Raw genomic sequence first — 21,121 nt, 5'->3', positions numbered from 1 at the left:
CCATAAAAAGAGGAAGACGGGCGGCATGCATCCCCGTCTTCCCCTGCGATCGCCAGCTCATGAAAACAAGCGTAATGGAATCGAATCGTCTTGTAAAGTTTATTCTGCCGCCGCGGCTGTTAACGCCACATCAAAAGCATGACATCCTGGACCGACGATACGCTCTTCGGAAACCGTGGCGGCATTACCGTTAAAATTCGGCAGCACGACCACAGCCGTCGCTCCAACCGGAATTACGACTTCGAGCCTCAGCGCGTCCCCTTCTTTTGTCCAATCGGAGACGATCTCGCCCCTCGCCGTCTTCAGCCGCGTGCGAACCCATTGCAGGCGCGAAGGCACGATCGGGCGGATCCTGATCGATTCGTAGCCGGGAGAGAGCGGCTCGATGCCGCCAAGACGCGTGTAAAAGGAGGCTCCGATGCCGCCGAACATCGCATGATCGTGCGAATGCATGCCGCCTTTTTCGCTCCACTGCTCCCAGAGCGTCGTCGCGCCCTGCGCGATTTGATAGCCGAAGCCTGGGTATTCGGGTTGCGTCAAAAGCGAGAGCGCCAGATCGATATGACCGTAGTCCGCAAGCACGTCCATCAAATAACGCGTGCCGTAGATGCCCGTATCCAGACGCCGGCCCTTCGCCTCGATCGCCGCGAGCAGTCCCTGTACCGCCTTCCCGACGCAGGATGCGGGCACCAGGCCGAATGCGAGCGGCATTAATTGCGCGGTCTGCGAGCCGCTGCCGTAGATGCCGGCGCCGTCATGAAAACGGGACTGAAAGGCCTCGCCGATCCGGTCCGCGAGCGCCGAGAAGCGCATGGCCTCTTCCGCGCGTCCGCAAACTGCCGCGGCTTGAGACACGATACGCGCGAACCGCCAGTACAACGCCGAATTCACGATCTCAACTTCGTTGAAGTAATTTTCCCAGCCGTCGTCGTTCGGTACGCACCAGTCGCCGAAGCCCTCTTCGACGATGCCGGCCGGCCACTTCGCGCCCAGCGCTTCGACGTATGCGGACATGCTCGGATAGTAAGCTTCCAGCGTCTCGCGATCGCCGTAATATTGGTATAGATACCACGGCAGCGTCACCTTGTCCCCGCTCCAGTCGGGATTGCCGGCGTCGTGGCTAATATCGCCGAGCCATTTGCGGTAATACGCCTGCATGCCGAAGTTGTGGATCGCGGCTTCCTCGACGACCGCCGAATCCATGAGGCAAGGCGTGCGCTCGTCCCGCTGGCAGCAGTCGGTCGGAATGCTGTACAGATTGTTCAGAATCGACCAGCGGAGGTTGCGCTGGATACGGGCAAGCGTCTCGTCCGAGCTGCTAAATTCGCCGGCTTCATCGACATTGGCATGCACCGGCACCGCGAGCAGCTCCAGCAGCTCGGCATCGCCCGTCGCTTCTACGTAGCGGAAGCCGTGATAAGTAAACCTGGGCTCGTAAGTCTCTCGTTCGGCCTCGCCGCCTAGGATGTAAACGTCGGTCGCCTTGGCGTTACGGTTCGTCCACGGATCGATCGCGCCGTCTCCGTCGATGAGCTCGCTATAGCGAAGCACGATCCGCGCTCCCGCCGGTCCTCTGACTGCGGCTCTCGCCCAGCCGGCGATATTTTGCCCGAAATCGTAAACGGACGTACCCTCCCGCGGCCGCAGCACGCGAATCGGCTGCAGCGTTGCGTGAGCAATGACCGACGGTTGTTGGTTCGGCGCTAGCTCGCCTTCTGGCGGCTCGGCGCGCACCGCGTGCCCCCATCCTTCGGCCGGGAACCCCGGCAGATCCCATCCCGGCTGCGCAAGCCGGGCATCGAACGTTTCGCCGTCGTAAATGTCGTTGGCGAGGAGCGGGCTCGGCTTCGTCAGCCAGCTCTCGTCCGTCGCTACGATAATCGCCGTCGAACCGTCCGCAAGCGTGGCCTTCAGCTCCAAAGCGACCGCTTTGCCGCGTTTCCACTTCCAGCCCCAACGCGAATAGTTCATATTGTAGCCGTTGCCAAGCCAGAGTCCGATTGCGTTCGTTCCGGTATTCAATAGGTCTGTCACTTCGTAAACGTCGTAAAGCAGCCTGCGATCGTAAGGAGAATTCGCGGGCGTCAGCAAGCGGGCATCGGGCTTCGCGCCGTTGACGCTCAGCTCGTACCAGCCGAGGGCGTAAACGCGGAGCTCCGCCTGCTCGACGGCAGACGGCAGCTCGAAGTCCTTGCGCAGCAGCGGGCTGTCGGGCGCGACAGGCGCCTCGCAAATGGCCAGGACGTTCTCGTCCAGGCGCAAGCCGCTTCCCGAGCCGTCGATGCGACCGCCGCCGAATTGGATCGCGGCGGGATCGTAAAACCGGTTGACGTACAGGATGCGTCCGTCCGGCGCAAAAACGCGCAGATCCCGGCAGACGGCTGCGCCTCCGCTCCCGGCTTTGAAGCCGATCGTGCCGGATTCGCGCTCTGGCTCGCGGGCGCTTAGTACGGTACGTCCGCCGATGACGACGGCGATGTCCTCGGCGCTCCGCTCAAGCCTGATCCGAATGGAGCTCGGCAGGTTGTCAAGCTCGGGCGCGACCGCTTCAGCCAACGCTTGGCGAGTGCCGTCCTCATTGACGAACAACGTCACGCCGCCGGACGCAGCATCCAGCGAGCAGCCGCTATAGCGCGTTTCCGACCTAACGCCGAACAGAATTTCCAACGTGCCCGCCTCTAAAAATACGTTCAGCTCGATCGCATATTCGTCCCAATCCCGATGGCCGGCGACAGGGGCGGCGATCCAGGCCGCTTCTTTGAATACATCGTGTCTTACGAGTTGGCTGGCTTGGTCAGTCATGGCTGCGTCCTCCTTGGTTGCGGTCTTTCGGCTTTTCGATTGCCTGCGCGCCCAGCGCATGCTCGGCAGGAATTGCCGGCGCATTCCAAGCGTCAGCCGTCAATCCGGCAAGCGCCGTTCCGTCCGGCGCTTCATAGCCAATCGCCCGCTCCTCCCCGGGGCGCAGCCCGAACGCGTTGTCCGCAAGATAACAGTTCCAGGCAACCGGGAATCCGGAGAGCGTCACGCGAATCGCGGGCACGACGCCCGTGTTGCGGATCCGGATAAGCCCGCCGCCGTCGGAAGGCTCGACCGACAATTCGAGGGAAGTTCGGGGCAAACGGCGCATCGGCGCATCCGGCAATCCTGCGTACAGCGCGAACGCCTCTTCGGCGACCGCCCCCGGATATTCGTTGCCGTCATGCAGATGCGCTTGCTCGAACGCGATCAGCTCTTCCGTTTTCGGCTGCGCGTTAAATTCATACCATTGATCGGAAATCAATTGATCGGAAATCGCCTGATCTGTAATTGCTTGATCGGAAATCGCCTGGCCGGAGCTCGCCGCGCCCGCTTTGCGCTGCAATCTCACCGCCAGCAAAAACGGCGTCAGCCGTTCGGCCTCGCCGGGCAGCTCAAATGCGACCCGGCCCAGTTTAAAGCGGCCGTTCGCCTCCAGTTCGACCTCGTAGCGGCCGGTCCAAAGCTCGTTTAACCCGCTATCGTATACCGTCGCAACCGCTTCTGCGTCAAGCAGCGCTTGGTTCGTATCGTTGGCGGCATGCAGCTCCGCTTCGAACGTCTCGCCCGCCTTCCATCCGCCGATCCGGTCGTAGGTCGCGAACGCGGACTGCGGACTGCAAGCCCGTTTCGCGTCATAATAGGACAGCTTCGGCGTTCCGTAGAAATCGACGATGCCCCAGGAATGTCCGGGGAACAGATCCGTGAATTTGTAATACCAAAACCCGGTCTTCCCGTCCGCCGCGCCGGCGCGCTGAATCTCCGCGGTAAAGCGGATCGACTCTCCCTGCGCCGCCTGGGAATAGGCGATATACGAGTCCCAATCCCGTATCGGACCATATGCGCCGTAACGCATGACCTTGATGACGTCCTTCAGCGAGAACTGATGGAAATGCGCCAGCCAGCCCCGGCTATCCTCCGTCGGCGGCCACGCGGTCAAAGCCTCCTCGGGCACGAATCGGACGCAGCTCGCACGCGCGGGCATGCTCGGCACCCCGTATTCTCCGTAAAATACCGACGGCATCGCAAGCGTCGCCGCGTCGAGCGGCTCTCCGCCGTGATATACGTTCCAATTATGCGCGCTGCCGCCCCACGGATCGGTCCGGTGGAACGTCCGGGACGGATCGATTCCGCGGCAGCGGCGGCCGACCAGATGCAGCCCCTCGTCCGCGCCGCCGTGCTCGCCGTTTTCGTTGCCGCCGCCCCACATGGCAAGCGACGGGTGATTGCGCAGCCGTTTCACCGATCTCGTCACCTGCCGGTCGAGGACGCCGAGATCGGTGTGCGGCGCGTCCATCGGTCCCCAGCATAGCGGGAACTCCTGGTACACCAGAATGCCCGCCTCGTCGCAAAGCCGGTACAATACGTCCTCCTCGACGATGCCGCCGCCCCAGGCGCGCAGCATTTGCACATGCCCGCGCCGCGCCAAGCCGATCAGCCGCGCGTACAGATCCTCGCGCTGTTCGAGCATCGGATCCGGCCAGCACCAGTTCGCGCCTTTGATGAACATCGGCACGCCGTTGACGACGAACTGCCAGCGGTAATCGGCTTCCGGACGGGCGCCCTGCGCGGCAGCCATCTCGACCGTGCGCACGCCAAACGTCGTCTCCGTGCAGCCGACCATGAGCGTAGACGGCACCTCTTCGCAGTCGCCGCCGTCCGCGGCTTCCTGTCCGAGCCCGTTCGCGCCAGCCGCTGCGGTTTGCCTGATGCCCAGCTTCAAACGATATAGCGCCTGCTCGCCATATTCCGCCGGCCACCATAGCGACGGATTGCGCAATGTCACCTCGGCGACGTAACGGCTGCGTCCGTTAGGCGCTTCCAGCCTGCAAAAGAATCTGACAGGATGGCCCTCGTTTGCGCCGATACTGCCGGCACGACGCCCATCGCCGTCCTCCCCCTGCCGCCGAATCTCTCCCTCGACCGTCAGCGCGACAGGCTCGGCGAGCGAGTTGTCCACGTCATAAGTGATCTCCAGCACGGCGACCTCGGGACCGATTGATCGGGTGACTACGAACGGATCGCAAATCGCGACGTCGGGCTCGGCCGCGAGCCAGACGTCCTTCCAGATCCCGAGCGAGATCAGATGCCCGTAGTGCCAGCCAAAGCCGGGACTGCCTTTCATGAGGCCGTTCCAGGACTGGGACGCTTGATCGATGCGGACGACCAGCTCATTGAGCCGATCGAAGTCGACGAGCCGCGTTACGTCAAGATCGGGACCGCCGAACATGCCCGCGTGATGGCCGAGCGACATGCCGTTCAGGAACACCGTGCCCGAATAGTCGATGCCGTCGAACCTCAGCGTCAGACGGCGCCCCCGCCACTGTGCCGGCGCGTCGAAGCTGCGCGCGAACCACCAGTCGCTGCGCTCCGCGCGCGTCCGGCGGAACCAAACGGGCGTTTCCTTCGGCTGGCCGTGCGTTTCCAGCTCGTCGATCGAATTCGTATCCCAGTACGGATCCGCGAGCTCGCCGAGACCGACAAGCGCGCGCTGCACGGTCGTCGGCACCGTCACCTCGCGCCAGTCGCCGCGATCGAATCCCCGCGCGTACCACTTCTCCGCCATCCCCCGGCTTGCCTTCGCCTTGCGACCGAACCAGCCCGTATTCGGCGCCGGATCGCCGGGGTCGGTGGGATCGCTGTCCTGCATGCGCCAACTGCCCGACAGGGACATTCGTTCCTGCCTGTGACCGTCCATCGCGCAGTCGACTTCTCCATCGCCCTCGGCAAGCGTCGCTGCCACCGTTCGCGCAGGCCGGGATGCCTCCGCCTCGCAGGCCGCGTCTCCGTATAACGAGGATTTGCGGTACGCTTCGTCCTGCAAGTCATCCAAATATCGTTCCGTCATGCTGCGGCACTCCTATCCGTTTGATTTCATCGAACGAACAGGGAGCCGAAGCCTCTCTCGGCTCCGGCTCCCTGTCATGGCGGCTTTGCCGCGCGCGGCGGCCTTTATTGCAGGCTGTGCTCCGCTCTCAGTCTTTGAACTTCGTCGTTGTAGAACTTCGTGAAATCGTCCGCGCCCGCTTTTTTGAAGGCGTCGAGCGCTTCGGCCTTCGCTTTGTTGTATGCCGCTTCGTCCTTCGCCAAGATGATCTTGGCCGCCTGGCGCGTAGCGAGCTCCTTGAGCGAAGCCTCTTTCTTTTTCCAGTCGTCCGTCAGCGTTACGCCCGGGACCGTGTTTTCCTTGAGCACTTGGTCCTCGCTCATATTGTCCATCCAGGTCGTGGCGGACACGAGCTTGCCTTCCTTGATGAGCTTGCCGAATACTTCGCCGGAGTAAGACGCCCCATAGTGCTGGGCGAAGTCTTTTTCAAGCGGCGTCGCAGCCTTGACGAGCGCTTCTTCGGTATTGAACAGGTTGAGCGGCTGGCCGTCCTGCGGGTTGGCGACGTCGCCGCCGAGGCCGATGATGTTCAGGTCGAGCGACATGCCCGAAGTTTCGAGCGGAATGCCGCCCGTCGCCTTGAGCGCCAGTGAGTCCTCGGTCAGCGTCGGCTTGCCGTCCGTCAGGTTCCAGTTCTGTCCTTCGACGCCGCTGTACATCGTTCTTGCGCCTTCGTAGGAATAAATATAATTCAGGAACTCCATCGCCTTCTCCGGATTTTTGGAGCTCTTGGAGATGCTGTACGATTTGTCCTGCCAGCCGAGCGGGCGAATCTCGCCCGTCCAGGCGTACTTGCCCGCCGGGATGACGATAAAGCCTTTGCCGTCGTTCGTATGCTGCGCGTTGAAGTCGCCCATCGCCCAGGTTGCCGGTCCGACGACGATCTGGCCGGAGGTCGCCTTGGCCATGTAATCGTTGTTTTTCATCGTCAGGCTATCCGGATCGAGCAGCCCGCGCTGGTTGGCGTTGAAGTAGAACTTCATCGCGGTCCAGAAGTTGGAGGTCTCGTCGGTCAGCGTGCTGATGAACTTTGTGCTGCCGGTCTCGTGCATCGTCAGATCGCTCGTCACGCCAGCCATGTTGTTGAAAATGATCGGCGGGATCGTGTACGGCCACAAGCCCCAATCCTGCCACATCGAAACGCCGTACACCTTTTTGCCGTCGTCGGTCTTCGGATGCTTCTGAACGATCTGGTCGACGACGTTCAGCAGATCGTCCATCGTCTTGACGTCCGGCGCGCCGACTTCCTTGTACCAATCCCAGCGGATCGTCGGGCCGATCGTGATCGGACGGACGAACTTGCCCGACTTCGCCTGAACCTGCGGCGGCAGGAAGTAGAGCTTGCCGGTGCCGTTGCTCCAATTTTTCTTGCTGAAGTCGACGACCGTCGGAATGTTTGCGGTAATGTCTTTGCCATGTTCGGCGAGGAGATCGTCCATCGGGACGACGAGATTGCCTTCGATCAGCTGCTTTTGATATTTGTTGACGTCCGAACGGACGATATCGGGCAGGTCGCCGCTGGCCAGCATGACGTTAAATTTATTTTCGTCGGCTTCGACGTATTCGATCTTGACTCCGATCTTGTCGGCGATCGCTTTGGCTACCGGGCTTTCGTTGTACTTGTTCCACTTGGTGCCCGGCTCCATGACCAGCACGCGGAGCGTGACCAGATCCTTGGCCGCTTCGGCCGAAGCGCTCGGACTTGCGGCGGCCGAGCTTGCTCCTGCGCTTGCCGATGCTGTCGCGGACGGCGAAGCGTTGTTTCCATTGTTGCCGTTGTTGCCGCCGGAACAGGCGGACAGGAGCAGCGAAGTCGTTGCCAGCATCATGGCCCCCAGCTTAAGGGTAGCTTTCTTTCTCATTGTAACCCTCCTATAAATAGTCGAGATTTATAATTATCGGCGATAACGCCGGATAATCCAAGCTTGTCGGTTGAAAACCGCTGCGTGCGTCCGAACGTCAGCCTTTGACCGCGCCCATCATGATGCCTTTGACAAAGTAGCGCTGCAGCATCGGGTAGACGAGCACGATCGGCAGCGTCACGAGCATCGTGATCGCCATCCGGATCGACTGCGGCGTCAGCGTGCGGACCAGATCGCCGCGGTTGAGCTGCTCCGTCGTCGCGTTGGACAGGTTGCTCGATTGATTCAGGAAGTTGTAGAGCACGAGCTGAAGCGTTTGCAATTTCGGATTTTCGACGAGAAAGTAGTTATCGAACCACGTATTCCACTGCCCGACGGCGGCGAACACGGCGATCGTCGCGATGATCGGCATCGACAGCGGGAAGATGATGCTCGTGTAAATCTTGAAGTAGCCCGCGCCGTCGATCTTGGCGGATTCCTCGAGCGAAGCCGGCAGCTGCTCGATAAACGTCTTGATCAGAATGACGTTAAAGCCCGCAAGCGCCGTCGGCAGCACGTACAGCAGGAAGCTGTTTTGCAGTCCGTACGTTTTCATCGTCAGGTACCAGGGGATGAAACCGGCGTTGAAGTACATCGTGACGAGAACGAACCGGTAGATCGTTTTGCGAAAAGGCAGCTCTTCTTTCGTGATCAGATAGGCGAAGAACGAGCAGCAGAAAACCGTAATGAACGTGCCGACGACGGTCCGCGACAGCGATACGAAGGCGGCGTCCATGATGCCCGGCAGTTGTACCGTGGTCTCGTAAGCCTTGAGCGAGAGGCCCGCCGGCCAGAAGGTGACGCCCTTCTGCGCCTCGATCGAGTCGCTGATCGAATAAATGAAGATATAGTAAAAGGGATAGATGGTCGCAAGCACGAGCACCGTCAAAATCAGGTAATTGAAAAAGTTGAACGTCAGGTCCTTGTAGTCGACCGGCCGCTTTCGCCGCTCCGGCTTCGAAGCGACGGCCGCCGGCTTGGATGCGGTATGCGTGTTCATGTGGAAGCCCCTTTCCGATCAGACGGTCAAACGATGCCTTGGCCGCGGAATTTTTTGGATAACAGGTTGACGGTGAACAGCAGCACGATGCTGATGATCGACTTGAACATCCCTACGGCCGTCGAGTACGAGTAATCGCCGGTGACCAGCCCGAGCCGGTAGACGTACAAATCGAGCACCTCGATGCGATCCGCGACCATCACGTTGCTGAACACGAGGTATTGCTCGAATCCCGCGGACAGCAGATTGCTGATGGATAGCAGCAGCAGCACGATAAACGTCGGCATGATGCTCGGCAGCGTAATGTGCCAGATCGTGCGCCGTCTGCCCGCGCCGTCGACCTTGGCGGCGTCGTACTGCTCGCTGTCGATGCTCACGATGGCGGCCAGGTATATAATTGCGCTCCAGCCGACGGATTTCCACAGCAGCAGCAGCGTCTGCACGGTCCATACGCGCTCGTAGTTGCCGAGCACGTCGACGGGCGCGCCGCCGAGTCCCAGCTTCATCAGGAACGTGTTGACCGCCCCTTCCGTGCTGAACATGCTGAACGCCAGCGCGTACACGATGATCCAGCTGATATAATGCGGCAGCGTGGAGACGGTCTGCACGAGCCGCTTGAACCAGCCGCTGCGCACCTCGGATACCATGATGGCGAACAGCATCGGGATCGGCGCGGTCAAAATCGACAGAAAGCTCAGCGCCAGCGTATTCAGCAGCACGGGCCCCATCCGGGGATCGCTGAACATTTCCTTGAACCGGTCGAGGCCGGAAAATGGCGTCTTGGACAACGGGATGCCGGGGTGATAGTCGAAAAAGGCGTAAATCCAGCCAAACAGCGGCACGTAGCTAAAGGCGAATGCGATCAGAAGGAACGGCAGCGCCGCAAGCAGCAGCTTGTACCCGTCCTTTCGCCGGTGACTCGATTTGAAGCGCCGCTTTTTGCCGGTCTGGCTCGCAGTCGTGATTTCCATAGCGGTTCTCCTTTGCTCCTATAGTCTCTCTCTTGATGTCCTCATTATAGAAGGCCTCGGGACCGTGTCGAATGAAGGATCTCTCGATCTCGTTGAAATAATTAGAGGCGCGCATGCGGCGGATTGAACGATTTTGCGGCCGGTTGAACAAAAGCGCGGGGGCCGGGGGCGAACGGGGATCGCGCGACATTGGGATTTTGGCGGCGGGTATGGTCGTTTCAATGGTTGCATCCGCAATTTTTGCGGTTACAGGGGTTGGCAAAGTTGTTTTGGTTCCTGTAGCCGCAGTTTTTGCGGTTACAAGGTTGGCAAGGTGGTTTCGGTGCCTGTTGCCGTATTTTTTGCGGTTATAGGAGCCGGCAAGGTGGTTTTGGTGCCTGTAGCCGCATTTTTTGCGGTTACAAGGGCCGGCTAGTGTGCTGTAAGCGAGAAATGCGTCGCTGGAGCTGGGCGTTTCGGCGGATCGCGGGCCGTAAGCGAGGTTTGGGCGGTTGCAGCACCGAAGGCTTGTTTGAAAACAAAAAGCCGCCTTGGCTCCGGCTTCGCCGGCTCGCCAAAACGGCTCGCTTGAATAACCTGATATTACTTGCTTTCCATAACCTACTTCGTCACTAGCACGACCAGCGTCTCGCTTGTCGTCGCGCCAGCCGCGTTGGACAGCTCGGCGCGGTATTCATAGGTGCCCGGCGTCCTTGCCGAGATCGCCGTCGTTACAGCCTGGGCGGACGGCGTGCCCGGAGTCAATGCTTTCGTATCGATCAGCACGCCGTTTTCGTACAAACGATACGCGCTTCCGTTCGTCCCCCACCACATGTTCATCGCCACGTCGTAGTTGCCGTCCCCGTCCCAATTGTTCGCGGACAGCACCGGCTTGCCCGGCTTCGCGTCTTTGACGACTATGGTCAGAACCTCGCTCGTCGTCGCCCCTTTAGCATTGATCAGCTCGGCACGGTAACGAAAGGTGCCGTCGACTCGCCCCGAGATTTGCGTAAATGCCGTTTGCGCGGCCGGAGAAGCGCTTGCAAGCCGCTGCGTATCGATCATGACGTCGTTCTCGTACAGCTTGTAAAGGGTTGCATTTTCGCCGTACCAGAGGTTCATCGAAATTTTATAATCGCCGTCGAGCAGGCCGGTGTCGTAACCATTGTCGCTGGACAACACCGGCATGCCCGGCTTCGCGGCAGCCTGCGGCTCGGCAGCAAGACCCGCGCGCGCCGCCGTCAACACCGACAGCGCGGCGTCGATTTGCTTCTGCGTGGACGCCTCGTTTGCGAGCGTCGCGCCCGCCGCCGCCAGCGCCGTCTGAAGCGCGGACCAGCTGCCTGCCGTATAGGCGGCTTCGTTCAAGCCTTCGGCCGTGATCGCCTCATGCTTGGCCTGAAGCTGCGTCCGGTCCGCGGGCGGCTCGACCTGCTGCACGACGATCGCGTCCAGGAAGGCCGTATTGTCGCCGGAAGCGTTGGTCGTCACGAAGCGAATCCCATGATTGCCCGCCGTCGCCGTAAAGATCGGCGTCTCGAATGCGGCAAAACCCGTCTTGTTCGACGGCGAGAAAGAGGCCAGCAGCGTCGTATCGTAATAGACGTCGAAGGCGACCTGACCGCCGAAATCCCGGCGCGCAGCCTGGAAGGATACCGTATAGGTGTTCGCAGTGAAACGGATCGTCTGCGACAGCTCGCCTTGCGCGCCGTTTTTGGACGTGATCAGCGCGGTTTGCGTCCCGTCCGGCGCTGTCGGCGCGCCGAACACGGAGCCGTTTTTCTGCACGCCGGAGAGGCCGTTGAACGTCCAGTCGTACGTCATCGGTCCGACCCGGTAGCTCGTGACGGCAGGCGATTCGAAGCCGCCGTTCGCAAGCGACGGCACGAACGCCGCGAGTCCCGCGCGCGCTGCGGTCAGCCCCGACAAAGCCGCATCCGTCTCGGCTTGCGTCGCATACGCGTCGGACAGCACGGCATTCGCCGCCGTCAGCGCGTTTTGCAGCGCCGCCCAGCTTGCGTCCGTGTAGTCGGCCGCCAGCAGGTTTTCAGAGACGATCTCGCTCTTCTTGCTTGCTAGCGCGCTCTGGTTCGCGACCTCCTCGATCAGGATCACCTTAACGTCGTCGATAAACGCCGTGTTGTCGCCGCTCGTCGTCGCCGCCGCGAATTTGATCGTATGGCTGCCGGTCGTCGAGACCTCGAAGCCGCCGGTTTTAAACGCCTTGAAATCTTGCGACGTCGGCGAGTAAGAACCGATTGCCGTATTGTCGAAGTAGACGTCAAAGCTCTGCTGGCCTCCATAGCCGCGTCGCGCGGCCTGGAAGGAAAGCTTATAACGGCCTGCCGGGAAGCCGAGCGTCTGCTTGATCTCGCCCGCAAGACCGCCGTTCGTCTGAATCAAAGCGGTCTGAACGCCTTCCGGCGCGTCCTTCGCCCCGAACGCCGAACCGTTTTTCTGAATGCCGGCCCGGTTGTTGAACGACCAGCCGTCCGCGAAGGCGCCCGCCTTCACGCCGCTCGATGCCGTTACAGCCGGCGACTCGAAGCCCGCGTTGAGCAGCGTCGCCGGCTCCGGCGGCTTGGGCAGGCCGATCTCGACCGCGTCGATAAAGGCCGTGTTGTCGCCCGTATGCGAGGTGGCCTGGAACTTGATCGTATGCTTGCCGCCCGCCGTCTCGAAGCTGTCGGTGCGGAACGTCGTGTAAGAGCCCGAAGGCGCGAAGCTGCCGATCAAGGCGTTGTCGAAATAGACGTCGAACGTCTGCTGCCCGCCGAAGCTCGTGCGGTTGGCCGCTTTAAAGGAAACCTGGTATTCGCCGGGCTTGAAGTTAATCTCCTGATAGAAGCTGCCGTCGATGCCGCCGTCCGTTTTAAGATACATGCTCTGCACCCCTTGCGGCGCGGGCGGCGGAGCGAACGCGCTCGTATTGCTGTGCACGCCCGTATGGTCGCTGAACACCCAGCCGTTAGTAAACGGCCCGTTCCGGTAGCTCGCGACCGCCGGCTTTTCAAAGCCCGCATTGTAGAAGGTGACGAGCGGCAGCTCATCCGGTACGTCCTCGCTGTAGTAGCAGCGCTTGGGCGCGCCCGGATTCGGGTCGCCGAATACAGCGGCTGTACAGTCTGTGCCGCCTGTCGCGATCTTGTAGTTGAACAGACCGTCCGCCCCGTAGGCGACGATGCCCTCGCCTTCATAGTAGCACTCGCCGCCCTCGTATGCGCAGAACTGATAGCCGTCCGGAGCGACGCTGACATCGAGAATGCGGTAGAACGCGGACGTCGTACCGGACGGATCGAGCCCGGCCTTGAAGGCCCTGGCCTTAAACAGCTGCGTCGTGGACGTCTTCAAAATGACCGGCCGCTCGTACAGCGGCGAAGCCGCCGTCGGCGTGCTGCCGTCGATCGTATACCGGATCTCTGCGCCAGGCGTACCCGTCGTGACCGTGACGGCCTCCGACGAATCGTAAACGCCGTACGGCAGGCTTAGCACGGGCGCGTCGACCCGAGTCGGCAGCGGTCGCGGCGTCACCGTGACGCTGGCGATATTGTAGCCGTCCGGATCCGACTGGCTTATCGCCTTGATCGCCACCTGACGCTCCGTGTCCACGTCGGGCGCCGTATACAGGCCGTTCGCGTCGATCGTGCCGTTGCCGGTCCCGACGACGGTCCAGCTCACGCCGGCCGAATTGTCAATGACGTCCGCCGTCAACTGAAGCGTATCGCCGCCCGCCACCTTGGCTTCGACCGGCGTCAATTTGACCTGCGTCTGCGAAGCTTCGGTCGTATAGATCGCGAAGTTGTAGTCCGCGCCTACGTCTTCGTCGCGGAACGCGTCCGTCGCGGCGAAGCTGCCGGAAGCGGGCGGAAGCAGCGCGTTGCCGTCTCTTACAACCGCGTCGCTGTACGCATGCTTCACGAACGTCTTGCCGATCGCCGTACCGCCGAAGTCGAACGTTATGTCTTTGGGCGCGCCGGCCTTGCTCTCGACGAGAATCGCATAATCGCCGCCAGCCGTCTTGAAGGCGGCCGCGCGAACGTCCGGCGAGCTCGATTGCGCTTCGACGACGTCGCTATGCGCGGGCACGTACCGGTTGAGAAGTCCCGCCGAATAAAACGTCCGCTTGGCCGTCAGACCCTGCACGACCGAATCCCACATCGTGTAGTTGCCGTTGACGTCGCCGAGCGGGTCGGTGCTCCAGACGCCGTTCAGCTGCCAGACGAGCGCCGATTGAAGGCCCTCGTTCGCGCCGCGGATGACATAGTTGGCGAAGCCGGAATTCCAGCCGCTGGCATCGTCCGCCGACCAGCCGAACTCCGTCATCTGCACCTTCTTCGGCGAGACGGCCGCCTTGCGGGCCGCGATCTCGCTGCCGAGGCTCTCGTACGATGCGCCGTACATGTGAAAGCTGTAGCCGTCGATATGCGCGTCCGCGAGCGTATGCAGCGCGGTCGTCCAGTCCGTCGCGCTCGTCTCTTCGGGCGCCCAGATGCCGATTCGATCCCGCAAGCCGTCCGATGCGAGCCGCTGGCTGACCTTCGTGACGATGTTGGCGTAGTACTGCTGCTGGTTCGCCTTGTCGCCGCCCGTCTCGAAGTCCCAGCTGCCGTTCGGCTCGTTGTAGAACGTCAGATACTTGATATTGTCGTATCCGCGTTCGTCGATGAGTTCCTGAAGCGTATTCGATGCCGATTCGGCGAAATCGTCGACGTCGGCCGGCGCGCTCGTCCAAGGATCGACGCCCGGCAAGCCGAACCAGTCGTGAATTTCCTCGCCGTTTTTCCAGCCGAAGTTGAGCTCGATCTCGGTGCCCGCCGCCTTGAGCGCATCCAGATACGGATAGACGGCCTCCATCTCCTCGCTGTCGAAGTCATAGATTCCCTTCTCTTTTTCGACCCAATCGACCTGGAACCAGAGCCGCGCGACCTTCGGCTTGATCGTGTCGATCCGCTTCCTGTCGATCTCCCATTCGGGCCCGTCGTAGCCGTAGCTTGCCGACTTCGGCATGAGCGCGAGCGGCATGACGTTCACGCCGACGCCGAGAAAATTATCGTTAATGACGTTGTCCGTATCGATGCTGACCGTAACGTTCTCTGTCGCCGTCGTCGCCTCCGCGACCGCGCTCCCCGTCCCCGGGCCGGCCGGCAGCAGGGCGGACAGCAATAGCGCTGCGGCGCCAAGCGCGCCGAACCTGGATTTCCTGATCATCATCCTCACAATCGCTCCTTTTGAAGGGTGTGTATAAACGGTAACCGCTTACAACTCGTTCCGCCCGATCACCTCCGCTTTTTGATCGACACTCGCGGGCGCCGGTCGGCTCCCCGTCTTCCTCAACATAATCGCTTGGCAAGCGGGTTCATATGAACGATCTCGCGATCCGCTTGAAAAAAGGGCGCCAAGGCCGCGCCTGCCGGTTGAACGATTTTAAAATCCGTTCAAGTCGCAAGGTAAACGACAACGATAAAAGACCCCGCCCATATGGACGAGGCCATGCTATGCCGATTCTCAAGCTTCGCGCTCAGCCTGAAGCGAAGGCATGCGGACCTCAACCTCCGCCCCTTTGTCGCGCGGAACGAACCGCAAGCCATATTGATCGCCGAAGTATAAGCGGATTCGCTTGTTCACGTTGCGCAGCCCGATGCCGCTGCCTCCGCCGGCCGATTCATACGCTTCGCCCGTTTCGAACCTGCGGTTGAGCTCCTCGAGCAGGTCCTGCGGGACGCCGATGCCCGAATCGCTGACGACGATCCGCAGCTCGCCGCCGTCCGATTTCGCGAGAATGGAAATAAAAATTTCCTGTTCTTCCTCGCGCTGTCCAGACGCGATCGAATTTTCCACCAGCGGCTGCAGGATGAAGCGCGGCACAAGGCAGGAAGCGGTCGTCTCGTCCACGTCGATGTCGAATTGGACGCTGTCGTTAAACCGCATGTTGATGATACCGATATAATGCGTCAAGTAAGCCAGCTCGTCCCGCAGCTCGCACATCGGGTCCTTGCTGGAGAATACCGGCCTGAGCAGGTTGCCGAGCGCCACGATGCTCCGTTCGATATCGTCGGTCTTTTTCATGTTCGCCATCCAGCGGACCATGTTGAGCGTATTGTACAGAAAATGCGGGTTGATCTGGTATTGCAGCGATTCGATCTCCGTCTCCCGCTTCTGCTCCTGCATGCTGTTATTTTTATCGATCAGCTCCACGATGCTGAGGGACATCTCGTTGAACCGCCGGATGACCGTCCCGAGCTCGTTGTCCGGCACGCGGTCGAAGGTGACGCCAAGCTCGCCCCGGCTCATGTCCTTCATTTTGCCAGAGAGCACCTGCAGCGGGTTCATGATCTTGCGCAGCCACACGTAGGAGAGCGCGAACATAATGAGGAGGCTGACGATAAAAAAGAGCGCGACGGCCCGCTGCATCTTGTAAATCTGGTCGGCATACAGGCCGAGCGGGACTTCCTTCAAGATGTACCAATCCGCATCCTGCAGCCTGTAATAGACCGTCTGGACGCTCCCGCCCTTCTCGTCGCGGCTTCCGTACGCCGGCGCCCCTTCCTTTTGCGGCACGAACGGACTCGCCTTGCCGATTTTCTCCTTGTTGTTGCTCGATACGATGACGCCGTCCTTGTCCACGATGAACATGTCCCCGTCCACGGGCCTGAGGTCCGACGCGTACATGGAGGCGAGATAACGCTCGTCGATGTTAAAAATCAGCGTGCCGCTCGTCCGCGGCTCGTAAATGCTGCGCACGCCGCGAAGCATGCTGACCAGCGTGGCATCGTTCGCTCCGGTTTTGTACGGATTATAGTACGACTCCTTCACGTTGCCCTGCACGATGAGCTTGGGAAACTCGCGCTGCGAGCGCACGTATGCGTCCGACTTGAAAAAAAGCCGAACCCACTCCTCTTCCGTCTGCACGAGCGTCTGTCCCGCATTGCCGCCGACGACGCCCTGCTGCTCCGCGGTCAGATAAATCGAATGGATATAATTGTAGTTAAAAATAAACGTCTCGATGCGGTTCTGCAGCAGGTTCTGATAGTTGACGAAGTCGACGTTGCGCTTGTCCGAGATGTTCTGGAGCAAATACTGAATCTGCTCGTCGACCCAGAACAGGTTGGACAGCCGGTCAACCTCGCTGACGACGCCGTGGATGTTGTGATCGACCTGCTGGAACTGCTGCAGCAGCAGCCGTTCGTTCTGCGTGCGGATCTGGCTCAGCATAAAGGAATAAACGTAATACGTGCCGGCGGACAGCACGAGCACGCTGATGAGCATGTACGACAGCACGAGCTGCGAACGGAGACTCCGGAAGGCGTGCGGCAGCTTCATTCGACGGCCGCCTGGCCGCTCGTCCGCTGCCTGCGGTAGTCGTTGGGGTTAAGACCCGTCACTTTTTTGAATACCTTGCTGAAGTACGTGTATTCCGGCGAAAAGCCGACTTCGACCGCGATATCGTAAGACTTCATCTGCGTAGCCGCCATCAGCTCCTTGGCCCGCTCGATCCGGTACCGGTTCAGGTAGTCGATGAACGTGATCTGAAGCTCTTTTTTGAACAAAAAGCTCAAATAGCTGAAGCTGAGGTTCACGTGATCGGCGACCGCCTGCAGGCTGATGTTTTCTTTGTAATGCTGCTTGATATACTGGATCGCCTTGGTAATATCGCTGCTCATATGAAGCCTGTTGCGCGTTTCTTCGACGATTTCGGCGAAAAAAACGGATACGCAATCGAGCATCTCGAGCAGCGTGTCCGCCTCCTCGAGCTGTTCCGTGACGTTCATGAGCAGCGTTTTTTCATTTTGTCCGTCGTTGTACAGACTCGTTCCCACCCATTGGAGGAAATGAAAGAGCTGCGACTCGATCGTCTTGCGATCATCGGACAAGGACGCCTCGAGCGACGCCAGATACGCCTCGTATTCCTTCTGCTTGATCGGGGACAGCAGCGTGCGCAGCGGCGCGGATTCCCGAAGACGGGCGATTCGGGCGCGCACGCCTCCCGGATCGGGGGATTGACCGACGCGGTGAAGCTGTCCGGTGCCGGTCAAAAACTTATGCCTCAGCGCCTTTCCGGCATCGGCATATAGCGCGGGAAGGTTTTTGTAGCCGCTGCGGATGCCGCTCACGCCAAACGAAGCCGACGCGCCGAAGTACGTCGAGATCGCTTCCTGTATGCGGCTGAGCATGCCATAGGTTTCCTGCTGAATCGACTGCTCGGACGCCACGTCCTCGAACGACAGCAAAATGACGTAGTGCTTGTCGTCGATGCAGAAAACCTCGCCGCGGCGAGCGGCGGACGCGATCTCCCCGAGTACGTTAAGCAGCGTCATCTTGATCAGATGCCCGTGCTCGTCCTTGAACTTCTCCTGGATCCGCGCGAAGCGGTCAAGCTCCATCTTGCAGGCGACCAGCCGGACCGGTTGAAGGCGCAAGCCGTGCTGGACGACGAAGCGCTCGAATTCATCGGCGGAGAAAATGTTGTAGAACAGAAAATCCTTGAGCATCTTCTCCTTCACCAGATCCAGGTTGGACGGATGGGGCTTGCCTTCGCCCGGTTGGCCGCGCACGCTCTGTTCGTCCAGGCTCCGGCGCACGCCTTCGAGGACGCCGCCGATCTCCGCTTCGGTCATCGTGAGCTTCAATATATAGTTGGAGACGCCAAGCGACATGGCCCGGCGCGCCAGATCGAACTCCTCCAGACAGGAGAGTACGACGATGCGCGTTGCCTTGTCGGCTTCGCGAATCCGTTCGATCAGCTGCATGCCGTCCATCCGCGGCATCCGGATGTCGGTAATGACGATATCGGGCTTTTCTTTTTCGTAATAGTCCCATGCCGCCTGTCCGTCGGGCAGATCGGCCGCGACCTCCATGCCGTATTTGCTCCAGTCGACGGAGCTCCTCAGTCCGACGCGGACGAGCATCTCGTCTTCGACAATCATCACCCTGTACATCGCGGCATCCCTCCGGTCCGATCGGCATTCCTTCGTTCGACCTCGAATATAACCGATTCGCGTTCCGCGGACAAGCTTGCGGGACACAGGGTACGCGTTATCGCGGGGTCGACCGGGTGTTTTAATCATAAAGCGAAGGAAACGGCCGGAGGTTGAACGATTTTACGATTTTCTTGATTTTGCCCGAACGCCGAACAGCCGGCGCATCCAAGCCCGCGCCGGCTTTCTTTTTTATACGAGCGAGTAAACCCAGTAATAAAATTCGTTCCAGACGCGATTCTCGCCTTCCTGCTCGAAGGCAAGGCGCACCGTGATGTCCGTCTTGCCTGCCGTGTACTTGGACGGAATCTCGAATTCGTCCTCCAGCCATCGCTTGTACGGGTTGCGATCCGCGAAATACCAGCTGCGCGCTTCGACGCGCTCGCCGTCGACGTATACATGCGCCCGCTGCCGTCCCGTAATCTGGTCGGACCTGCGCCGCAGCCTGACTCCGGCGTTGCGCGGATCGATCGCGACCGTGAATTCGCTGTAGCCCTCGGTCTCTCTGCCCGTGTCCTTCAGCAGCTCACGGGTGCCGTCCTCGTAGCCGCTTTCCAGCGAATAGCCGCCCCGTGCTCCGTTTGCGGCGTAGCCGTGCGCTTCCTCGGAGCCGCGGTCCCCGACGTCGAGCTCGTCGGTGAGCAGCAGGCCGGGCGCATCTACGCCGTAGTAGAACAAAATGCCCGAATGCCGCAAATATTGATTGTTATAATCTCCGGATTCGATGCCGAAAACGAGCTGCTCCCGGAACGGATAACAATCGCCCGCGCACAGCCGCACCATCGACCACGGGTTGTCCGGCAGCCCGTCGTACCCGCTCGACGGATTCGTCTCCGGCGGCGTCGGGAAGCCCCAGCCGTAGCAGACATAGCTCTCCGAGCCGTCGCTCTCGATCTGCGGCGTCGCGATGCCGTCGATATAGACGCGAACGTCGCCCTCGCAGCTGACGGTCCCGGGCTTGCGGGCAAACGCCGTAACCTGCGCGGCTACCATATGCCCTTTCCCTGCGATGCGCCCGATGACGGCATCCGCTCCGCGCGTCGCCCTGGATTCGCGATAGGACGAGGAACGGAAGTAACCTGCCCGTCCTTCCGAATATCGCTCTAGGGCTGATTCCGCGGACGCGCTGCGAACGTCCCAGCTGGCGATATGAACCGCTTTGTCTCCCTTATTGACGAGTTCGACAAGCGCGCCTCGCCAGAACGGCATCGGGAAGTAGTTGTACGAGACGCCGTCCGCGCGCGTGCCATGGGAAAGGATGCCGATTGCGTTTATCCCCAGCTCGTTGCCGAAGAATGCGCCGATCGGACTTTCCAGATCAGGCGATTCATGCCCGTCCCATGTCGCGCGGATCCACAGATCGTTCGCGCCGATCCCCGGCGTCTTGGCCAGCATCGAGACGATGCAGCCCGCTCCCTGCGCCTCGAATACGACGGCCGAGCCGCCCGGCGGTATCGAGAGATCCCGATGAGCGGTCGCTTCTGACGGCATGACCGGCTTCGGGTCCTCGCCGACGCGGGTCCAGATGTCAATCGTACGGTCATAGGACTCATTCCCCGTGAACGAAATGAGATCGTCGTCTCCCTCCGCGTACGAATGATAGACGACATGTCCCCAGCCGCCGTCGCCTTTGGCCGCTCCCTTCAAGCGAATATCGGTCGTGATCTTGCACGATCTCGCGTACGGCATCGGCACGAAGCTGCGCACGACGCGGATCGGGCCGCGCCCGCCTTCTTCCGGCCCGAGATACGCGCCGGCGAGCGGCGCGACGAACGGCGCCTTCATGCCGAATTCGGAATGCTTGATCTCAAAGCGGGGCGACGCCTCTCCGTCGAAGTAAAATCGAAAAGTCGGCTCCGGGCTGTCCGGATACCGATGCTGCACGAAATTATAAATGCAGCCCGGCCCGTCGACGTCAAATATAACGAACTCGTCGCCATCCTTGTAAAGCAGCCAGTCCCAGTCCGCGTTGTAGCCTTGCTTGTCGATGCTGCCTTCGTAGTGGACCTGTACGCCGTCCCGCAGCAGCGGCAGCAGGTCGAACCGCTCCAGGCTGGCGATGCCCCTCGGCGGCTTTCTATCGTCGTTCATGTACCGTATCCTCCGCGTCAGTCCATAGTGAGCAGCGGCTTCGCGGCCGCTGCGCCTTCACCTATGATAGTTTTTTTCGCGCGAAAACGGCTTGAAGGATTTTCTGATTTTGTTGCTCCCTTGCGTTGGAAATGTCATTTTCGTTTAGATAACTGTTCATGAAACATTTGATCTATATAGACCGCAATTAATATCATAACCGAACAAGCAGACGATCAATGGTCTGCAACGGATGCTTGTTGATCCGCTGCATAAATTGGCTTACATGAAGCCTAATCTTATAAAATTTTTCAAAAAAG

Annotated in this window: 9 protein-coding genes; all 9 read right to left on the bottom strand. The window is 60.4% G+C overall.

The window, feature by feature from the left end:
- Nucleotides 1-99 precede the first annotated feature (99 nt).
- Entirely contained in the window at nucleotides 100-2,802 is a 2,703-nt protein-coding gene (locus tag ACFOTD_RS24140) for a family 78 glycoside hydrolase catalytic domain (protein WP_378122503.1), read from the bottom strand.
- Nucleotides 2,795-5,866, bottom strand: coding sequence for a glycoside hydrolase family 2 protein (locus tag ACFOTD_RS24135; protein WP_378122502.1), 3,072 nt, complete (start codon nucleotides 5,864-5,866; stop codon nucleotides 2,795-2,797). Before ACFOTD_RS24135 ends, ACFOTD_RS24140 begins: the two co-directional genes overlap by 8 nt.
- 104 nt (nucleotides 5,867-5,970) lie before the next feature.
- Nucleotides 5,971-7,767, bottom strand: a complete 1,797-nt coding sequence (locus tag ACFOTD_RS24130; protein WP_378122501.1) for an extracellular solute-binding protein — start codon at nucleotides 7,765-7,767, stop codon at nucleotides 5,971-5,973.
- Nucleotides 7,768-7,864: 97 nt separating this feature from the next.
- Nucleotides 7,865-8,806, bottom strand: a complete 942-nt coding sequence (locus ACFOTD_RS24125; RefSeq protein ID WP_378122500.1) for a carbohydrate ABC transporter permease — start codon at nucleotides 8,804-8,806, stop codon at nucleotides 7,865-7,867.
- A gap of 26 nt (nucleotides 8,807-8,832) precedes the next feature.
- The gene (locus ACFOTD_RS24120; RefSeq protein WP_378122499.1) at nucleotides 8,833-9,777 is read right to left on the bottom strand and encodes an ABC transporter permease; all 945 of its coding nucleotides are present in this window, start codon (nucleotides 9,775-9,777) and stop codon (nucleotides 8,833-8,835) included.
- A gap of 600 nt (nucleotides 9,778-10,377) precedes the next feature.
- The gene (locus ACFOTD_RS24115) at nucleotides 10,378-14,967 is read right to left on the bottom strand and encodes a chitobiase/beta-hexosaminidase C-terminal domain-containing protein (RefSeq protein WP_378122498.1); all 4,590 of its coding nucleotides are present in this window, start codon (nucleotides 14,965-14,967) and stop codon (nucleotides 10,378-10,380) included.
- Nucleotides 14,968-15,261: 294 nt separating this feature from the next.
- Nucleotides 15,262-17,076, bottom strand: coding sequence for a cache domain-containing sensor histidine kinase (locus ACFOTD_RS24110; protein WP_378122497.1), 1,815 nt, complete (start codon nucleotides 17,074-17,076; stop codon nucleotides 15,262-15,264).
- A complete protein-coding gene (locus ACFOTD_RS24105; RefSeq protein ID WP_378122496.1) occupies nucleotides 17,073-18,692 on the bottom strand; it encodes a response regulator in 1,620 nt (539 codons plus the stop codon). The genes ACFOTD_RS24110 and ACFOTD_RS24105 overlap by 4 nt, the downstream gene beginning before the upstream one ends.
- Before the next feature lie 231 nt (nucleotides 18,693-18,923).
- On the bottom strand, nucleotides 18,924-20,822 hold the full coding sequence (locus tag ACFOTD_RS24100) for a DUF2961 domain-containing protein (RefSeq protein ID WP_378122495.1): 1,899 nt from the start codon (nucleotides 20,820-20,822) through the stop codon (nucleotides 18,924-18,926).
- Nucleotides 20,823-21,121 lie beyond the last annotated feature (299 nt).

This window comes from Cohnella sp. GCM10012308 (assembly GCF_042649185.1).
In the GTDB taxonomy this organism is placed as follows: Bacteria; Bacillota; Bacilli; order Paenibacillales; family Paenibacillaceae; genus Cohnella.
Note: the sequence above shows the minus strand (reverse complement) of the source record. Positions and strands in the feature narration are given on the sequence as shown.

What these genes read in the sequence shown, in the direction of transcription:
- ACFOTD_RS24105 (WP_378122496.1), bottom strand. Translation starts at nt 18,692, where the DNA reads ATGTACAGGGTGATGATTGTCGAAGACGAGATGCTCGTCCGCGTCGGA.
- ACFOTD_RS24135 (WP_378122502.1), bottom strand. Translation starts at nt 5,866, where the DNA reads ATGACGGAACGATATTTGGATGACTTGCAGGACGAAGCGTACCGCAAA.
- ACFOTD_RS24110 (WP_378122497.1), bottom strand. Translation starts at nt 17,076, where the DNA reads ATGAAGCTGCCGCACGCCTTCCGGAGTCTCCGTTCGCAGCTCGTGCTG.
- ACFOTD_RS24125 (WP_378122500.1), bottom strand. Translation starts at nt 8,806, where the DNA reads ATGAACACGCATACCGCATCCAAGCCGGCGGCCGTCGCTTCGAAGCCG.
- ACFOTD_RS24115 (WP_378122498.1), bottom strand. Translation starts at nt 14,967, where the DNA reads ATGATGATCAGGAAATCCAGGTTCGGCGCGCTTGGCGCCGCAGCGCTA.
- ACFOTD_RS24120 (WP_378122499.1), bottom strand. Translation starts at nt 9,777, where the DNA reads ATGGAAATCACGACTGCGAGCCAGACCGGCAAAAAGCGGCGCTTCAAA.
- ACFOTD_RS24100 (WP_378122495.1), bottom strand. Translation starts at nt 20,822, where the DNA reads ATGAACGACGATAGAAAGCCGCCGAGGGGCATCGCCAGCCTGGAGCGG.
- ACFOTD_RS24130 (WP_378122501.1), bottom strand. Translation starts at nt 7,767, where the DNA reads ATGAGAAAGAAAGCTACCCTTAAGCTGGGGGCCATGATGCTGGCAACG.
- ACFOTD_RS24140 (WP_378122503.1), bottom strand. Translation starts at nt 2,802, where the DNA reads ATGACTGACCAAGCCAGCCAACTCGTAAGACACGATGTATTCAAAGAA.